The organism is Hubeiibacter jixunmingi (assembly GCF_041928215.1).
In the GTDB taxonomy this organism is placed as follows: Bacteria; Pseudomonadota; Gammaproteobacteria; order Pseudomonadales; family Moraxellaceae; genus Acinetobacter.
Map to the genome: position 1 here is coordinate 37,496 of NZ_JBHFHK010000014.1, position 6,260 is coordinate 43,755.

Here is a 6,260-nt window from a genome sequence, read left to right on the forward strand (position 1 = left end):
CACTGCTGTGGTTTTCTTTTTGCTTTAAGGTATTGTTTGATTAAAAATGAATGATTTAAATGAAAACTGGAAACCTGAATTTGGCTCTATCATTTTATGGTTGGCTATGGATAAGCATGGAAAAATAGCTTTGATGATTAATAATTGTTGGGGTGATATTCCAAAAATATTATTATCTCAAGCCAACATCAACAATACGATTAATGATTTAATAGATTATCTTTATGAAGAGTCGCTATCCCACCCTAACAAAATTAAAAATAAAAATGGTGAATTTGAATTGGATTTATATGGTTTTTGGCTCAATAAGAATATAAAAAATCATCATGAAAAATATCATGAATTAACCCAAACTTTTCTTGAAAGTAAAGATAAAACGGCTTGTGATTTAAATTTTGTCATCAACAAAGGTCTATATATTTATCAAGCCATTGAAGGTGACCAACAAGGCGATGATTATCCGATTGGTTATCACGGACACACTCAAATGGGTGATTATTATCGTTATCTTATCCCAAAAATATATCTAAATATTGATGAAATCCCAAAAGAATTATGGTGTGGTATTGCTGTATCAAAAGATTTAGATTTTTCAAAAGATAGGATTATCTTTAATACGAATATGAATGTACATTTTACAGATTTATTAAATAAAGAAATCAAATAATATCTACCAAATCCCCCAACCGTTTATCAGCATGTTTTTGCAACATCATATCGATGATATTTTGCCAATATTGCCGCTGTTGATGATTTTCAAAAATAGATTTAGGCATGATAGGAATAGGCATTTGACAATGCTGTATTGCCCAATCTTGATAATTATCCGCTATAAATGCTTTTTTTCCGACCAATATCTCATAAATCAGTAAACCCAAAGCATAAATATCACTTTTCACAGTTTTTGCATGACCATGAAATAATTCAGGTGCCATATAACTTGGTGTGGCGTGACGGCTAAAGCTATTGTTATTTTGATTTAAATTCTCTAAAGTTAATTTTTCAATTAATGCAAAATCAATTAATCTCAACTCAAAACCACTTTCACCAAATTGCATAAAATGTGATAACTTAATATCAACATGAATACAATCCATCTGATGTAATTCATAAATTATAAATATTATTTTTTTGATTAACATGATTTTTTGTGAGAGATTGAATCTTAAAATATTTATATTCTTGTATTTTGGCATAATTATGATTTGTTCAGCACAAACATTTAAACTTTTTAAAACATCAAAGTTTTCAATTTTAATCTCTGTAATACTGTGTTTTAATACTGAATCAACATGTAATAAACGCAGTTTATTTTTTAAATATTTTATATTTTTAATTTCTTGTAAAAATAAAGCGTGTTGCATTTCATCCGCATCAAGCGTTAAAGCTTTTATTATATGATTTTCATCTACAGAAAAAATCATCTGCCCTTGTCGCTGACAGATGATTTTTATATTATTCAAATTGATATCTTGCATGGTACTATTTTCAATGATTCTATGAATTTAAAATCATCGATACATATTGCTGTTCTGCCAAAAGTTGATTTAAACAACGTTCCAAAGTTTTCCCAATACGAGCATGGATCTCAATATTCGACAGCCTTGGCCAAGTTGCTCGCTCACCTTCTCTCTGCAACCGTTTAAATAATGGCAAAGTCGGATTTTGTAACATATAACCATAATGTCTTAAACTATAATCACCGACAATATTAATATCACCATAATAACGCTGACCAATAATGCCGTAACCATGATCCAGTAATCGCTGTGCAAAAGGCATACTATCCAAATGTGTACGGGCAAAATCCATGGCTTCCAAAGCTGCACCACGACTCTGATGACGCAACAAACGGCTCGGCCAACTCAAAAAGTTTTTGCGGTAACGTTGTGCATCACTTTGCATAAATGGCACGATATGCGGATTGACCTGACTGGCGATACTGTAATTGATATTATACAGCTTTGCCATTTTGTCCTGTGGAAAATCACTGCGTACGCTGCCATCCACCCAACGCACACCCGACATATATGGTGTATATTCACCATCGGCACGTTTGGTGGTGAGTTTGACTGCTGGGAACATAAATGGCACAGCACAAGATGCCAAACAAGCACTCCAGATTAACAAATCTGGTGCAGTAATTTCATTCATGATTTGTGGCTGACGCTCTACGCTATACGGTGCAACCACGATAGATACTTTTCGTTGTGAGCAAGCTGTTGCTTCAGCGAAAGTATATTCGCCCAAATTTTTACGCAAAAAGTTCTTGAGTGCATGAATATCGGCAATACCGCCCCGATCTTTGATGATATTCACCACATCACGGAATTTAAACGCATATTCATAAAAGCCATCGCCATTCAACAAATCTATCAACTGTTCATCATCATGAGTTGCCATCATGCCTGCAACCAATGCACCAGAGCTTGCTCCTGAGAATACTTTGGGTAATAAATCTTGTTCAAATAGTGCCTTGCACACGCCACTATGGAATAAACCTAAGGTTGCACCACCTGATAACATCATGGCAGGCTGACCATAAGCACTACTCGCCCCTTGAAAATAAGTGACTTTTTCATCCAAATTAAAAGCGGTAAAAGCATCCGATGCGACGTATTCAAAAGCTTGGCAGACGCTATCAATATAATCTTCAATGATTTTTTTTGTACCGACAAAGGTATGAGTAAATAATAAAGGATGAGCAATATTACCAATATCAAAACTCAAACCTTCACGTAAATATTGAGCTAAAGCAAGCTGTTGATCGGGATTTTTTTGTAAGCGTGTAATGCGTGCATAACGTTGCCCAATCAGCTCATAATCATAATAAGAAGATTGATTTTCAAATTTCCAAGCTTCTCGCCCTGTGATACGATCCAACTCTAGGGCAGTGTTTTTCCATTCTTGATAAGTTTGTGCTTGGGACAAATCTTTTTCTAATTGTGTTGCCACATAACGCTGATGTGCCGATAGTTTCGAACGTTTTAATAAAGATAGTGCCGACATTATACTCACCAAACTGTATAAATCATATTATTGAAATTAGAGCATAACATAATCGTATTTTGGTTGGGTAATTTTTAGTTTGAAATATAGTTTTTTCGGTGATGATTTTTAGACTTTGTGGTCATTTTTTGCTACATTAAACAGATATACATTTTCATTTGCTTTTCATTTCAGGATAAATAATGAGCCAGATTGATTTAACTGCCCAAACACAGCTTGTATTGCAACAAATTGTTGAATTATTACAAAAAAATCAAATACAGAAAATAAACAATGACTTCTCCGCCTTGGCTTACACATGGAAAAATCAGCAACTTTATCCGATTACGCAATTGAAAAAAATTTATTTGGATGATTTAAAAGGTATTGATGTACAAAAAAATAAAATCGTGCAAAACACAGTGCAATTTTTACATGGTTTTCCTGCTAATGATGTATTGCTGACTGGTGCAAGTGGTACGGGAAAATCATCTTTGGTACGTGCTTTGCTCACCGATTATGCCGAGCAAGGTTTGCGTTTGATTGAAATTGAACGTGATGATCTCAAAGACTTGCCTTTGATTCGTGACTTGATTCAAAACCGCCCTGAAAAATATATCATCTATTGTGATGATATGGCATTTAATGCCGAAGATGAAAATTATCGTAGTCTAAAAAGTGCGTTGGATGGTTCATTGCAATCGGGCTTGGATAATATGCTGATTTATGCCACCAGCAATCGCCGTCATTTATTGCCTGAATTTATGCATGAAAATATCCCTATTCGTGTGGTCGATGTACCGCAATATACTGAATTGCATCCGCAAGAAGCCATTGAAGAAAAGATTTCTTTATCCGATCGTTTTGGTTTATGGCTATCGTTTTATCCGACCGAACAAGATTTATATTTGCAAATCGTCGAGCATTGGTTAAAGCAAGCCCAATTAGACATGACCGCAGAGGTTAAAGCTCAAGCTTTACAATGGGCTCAAATGCGTGGGCAACGTTCGGGGCGCAGTGCTTATCAATTTGCCAAACATTATATTGGTCAGCAGGCGTTGAAAAATATAAATAACCCTGTCTAACACGCCAATCCGCTAAAATTTAAAATACACCTAAAACCCAAAACCAAACGCCCTGTCAATGCTATCATACATTCACAGGGCGTTTTTTAGCTATATTCACCCGATTCAAACTCTCTACGCACTGGCGGTGCGGATAAGATAGCATCTACATCTAAACTGGCAATAAAAGCAACTAACTCTTCAAACATTTCACGATACACTTGGAACTGCTGTTCAAAAGGTGCTGATGGCGTATAGCTTTGTCCATTTTCTTGCCAACGCTTTTCCATACGCTTGCTTCCTTCTATCCATCTTTTTGCTTGTTGCAAATATTCTTGACGATATTGCTCAACTCGCTGTGGGTAATCAGGTTGTTTGGTCAAATATGCCAAATGTAGCATAGTTAGAGTTTCATAACCAACCGCATGCCAGACAGGATCTGATAGCTCATAGGGTCTTAAATGTTCATTGTGCAGACAGTTATCATACAACTGATACAGCGTTTGTAAATCATGACAGGGTGCCATCATATAGCTTAACATATCAAAGCTTTGTTCGATAAATGCTTCATACTGAGCTTTGCTAGTAATAGATATTTTATAATAATTTTTATCCTCTTTAGATATTTAAAAAAACTCGCATATCTGATCAATAATTTATTTGTGCTTGGTAAAAAATATTGCTTCTCTCCTAAATACCTATCTGATATACCATGTCTCGGAATATCATTAATATAAATAGTTACTGAACTTGATACCTCAGGTAACAGCTTATTAGAAGTTTTGTCATATCGTATTTCGGCAGAAATTGACAAAACCAGTTGAATTCTTTCGGTGTTAAATACATAAGCTGTATTAGACAGTTTTTTTTCCTTTTAGCTTTCGTTGTTTTATTTGGGCTTTGAACAAGTCATTGGTATATTTCTTGAATAATGATTTATCCTCCAATACCGTTTCTTCATCTTGTTTGTTAACGTCTTCAAATGATTTGATTTTGTCTTGCCACATCGTCATGTTATAGGAGATGAAGTCATCCCAATCCACCAAGCTATCATCTTGGTAAACTTGACCGTTAGGTAAGAATACGGCGGACAATTCATCGTGTCTGACGACTAGATTATTTTCCCGAGCGGATTTAACAATCACGGCTGCAAATATCGTCTCTATATCAGGCGGTACAAAACTAAAATCTACGATAGTATGTGTACCATAGACTTCTTCTAAGCTATCTGCAAAGTATGTGTACATATCCACAATATCATTGTCATAGAACTGTTTGGCTTGTTTGGCAAAGTTCTGTACGGCATTGGCTAAATTGATAAAAGCTGGGTCGATGGCATCTAGCTCATACTCTTCAATTTGCTCTTGCATCTCGACTGCTTCATCATAGCTATGTGGCACGCCATATTTGGCATTCCATACCACAATTCCTGCAAAACTCATAGATTATTCCTAAATTTTTAAATAAATTAATGTTATGATATTATAAAGTAATTTTACAAAAAGCCAATAGAGTAAATTATCAGCTATGCTTTTGTTGTGATATTTATAATTTTTTGATATTTAAACTATTTTGCCAAACATTATATTGGTCAGCAGGCGTTAAAAAACAGAGATTAAAATTTTTCAAATTTTAATCAAAAAAATGACAGGACGAATCCTGTCATTTTTTGGTTTTAGCAGCGGTTAGAAACGTGTTTCTAAAGCGACTGCATTTTCATCGCCCATGATGTCTTGTGGTAAGAACACCACAGAACCGCCATGGTTAATAACTAGGTGAATGATTTCACCAACTACGTCGTCAGTAACGTTTTCACCATGTGCATTTTCCACTAGTTGGATCGTTTGGTTTTCTTCATTGATGATCGCTGGTTGAATAAAACCTTGGCGAACGAACAATTTTTCACCATTACCTTGGAAAGCTGACTGATAAATCGTTTGTAAATCAGTGCGTAACAAGTTATTGCCACGTGCAGCATCAATTTCGCCTTTGGCATTTTGATGCAATTGAGTACGATACTCATCGATTGCTGTTTGGATACTGTCAATGATGTGTGCTGCTGAGCCATCTTCCAATTGTGTTACGTTATCTACACCTGCAATGATGTTGTTTGCACGGTCGCATACATCTTTATATAGCAAAAGAAATTAATAAATGGCACAAATCCACATAAAATAGAAGAACAGGGTATCAATACAATCTAAACGC

7 protein-coding genes are annotated in these 6,260 nt (G+C 35.1%); 2 read left to right on the plus strand and 5 right to left on the minus strand.

What is annotated here, in order from left to right; genetic code table 11:
* Positions 1 to 46 precede the first annotated feature (46 nt).
* Complete coding sequence (locus ACEYX7_RS03725) at positions 47 to 667, plus strand: hypothetical protein (protein ID WP_374805087.1); 621 nt, start codon at positions 47 to 49, stop codon at positions 665 to 667.
* Here ACEYX7_RS03725 and ACEYX7_RS03730 read toward each other — a convergent pair.
* On the minus strand, positions 660 to 1,478 hold the full coding sequence (locus ACEYX7_RS03730; protein WP_374805089.1) for a protein kinase domain-containing protein: 819 nt from the start codon (positions 1,476 to 1,478) through the stop codon (positions 660 to 662). The genes ACEYX7_RS03725 and ACEYX7_RS03730 overlap by 8 nt on opposite strands.
* 19 nt (positions 1,479 to 1,497) lie before the next feature.
* Positions 1,498 to 3,009: a DUF3336 domain-containing protein gene (locus ACEYX7_RS03735; protein ID WP_374805090.1), complete on the minus strand. Its 1,512-nt coding sequence runs from the start codon at positions 3,007 to 3,009 to the stop codon at positions 1,498 to 1,500.
* 182 nt (positions 3,010 to 3,191) lie between these two features.
* Between ACEYX7_RS03735 and ACEYX7_RS03740 the strand changes: the two genes are divergently transcribed.
* Positions 3,192 to 4,073 carry an ATP-binding protein gene (locus ACEYX7_RS03740; protein WP_374806954.1) on the plus strand — a complete coding sequence of 294 codons (882 nt, stop codon included), beginning with the start codon at positions 3,192 to 3,194 and terminating at the stop codon, positions 4,071 to 4,073.
* Positions 4,074 to 4,159: 86 nt separating this feature from the next.
* On the opposite strand, the gene ACEYX7_RS03745 is transcribed toward ACEYX7_RS03740, so the two are convergent.
* The 3 genes from ACEYX7_RS03745 to ACEYX7_RS03755 all read right to left on the minus strand — a co-directional run bounded on the left by ACEYX7_RS03745 (position 4,160) and on the right by ACEYX7_RS03755 (position 6,193).
* Positions 4,160 to 4,582, minus strand: coding sequence for a hypothetical protein (locus tag ACEYX7_RS03745; RefSeq protein WP_374805092.1), 423 nt, complete (start codon positions 4,580 to 4,582; stop codon positions 4,160 to 4,162).
* A gap of 324 nt (positions 4,583 to 4,906) precedes the next feature.
* Positions 4,907 to 5,494 carry a hypothetical protein gene (locus tag ACEYX7_RS03750; protein ID WP_374805093.1) on the minus strand — a complete coding sequence of 196 codons (588 nt, stop codon included), beginning with the start codon at positions 5,492 to 5,494 and terminating at the stop codon, positions 4,907 to 4,909.
* 243 nt (positions 5,495 to 5,737) lie between these two features.
* Positions 5,738 to 6,193 (minus strand): baeRF3 domain-containing protein, encoded by a 456-nt coding sequence (locus ACEYX7_RS03755; RefSeq protein WP_374900218.1) that lies wholly within the window; start codon positions 6,191 to 6,193, stop codon positions 5,738 to 5,740.
* Positions 6,194 to 6,260: the final 67 nt, after the last annotated feature.

What these genes read in the sequence shown, in the direction of transcription:
- ACEYX7_RS03735 (WP_374805090.1), bottom strand. Translation starts at nt 3,009, where the DNA reads ATGTCGGCACTATCTTTATTAAAACGTTCGAAACTATCGGCACATCAG.
- ACEYX7_RS03745 (WP_374805092.1), bottom strand. Translation starts at nt 4,582, where the DNA reads ATGATGGCACCCTGTCATGATTTACAAACGCTGTATCAGTTGTATGAT.
- ACEYX7_RS03740 (WP_374806954.1), top strand. Translation starts at nt 3,192, where the DNA reads ATGAGCCAGATTGATTTAACTGCCCAAACACAGCTTGTATTGCAACAA.
- ACEYX7_RS03725 (WP_374805087.1), top strand. Translation starts at nt 47, where the DNA reads ATGAATGATTTAAATGAAAACTGGAAACCTGAATTTGGCTCTATCATT.
- ACEYX7_RS03730 (WP_374805089.1), bottom strand. Translation starts at nt 1,478, where the DNA reads ATGCAAGATATCAATTTGAATAATATAAAAATCATCTGTCAGCGACAA.
- ACEYX7_RS03750 (WP_374805093.1), bottom strand. Translation starts at nt 5,494, where the DNA reads ATGAGTTTTGCAGGAATTGTGGTATGGAATGCCAAATATGGCGTGCCA.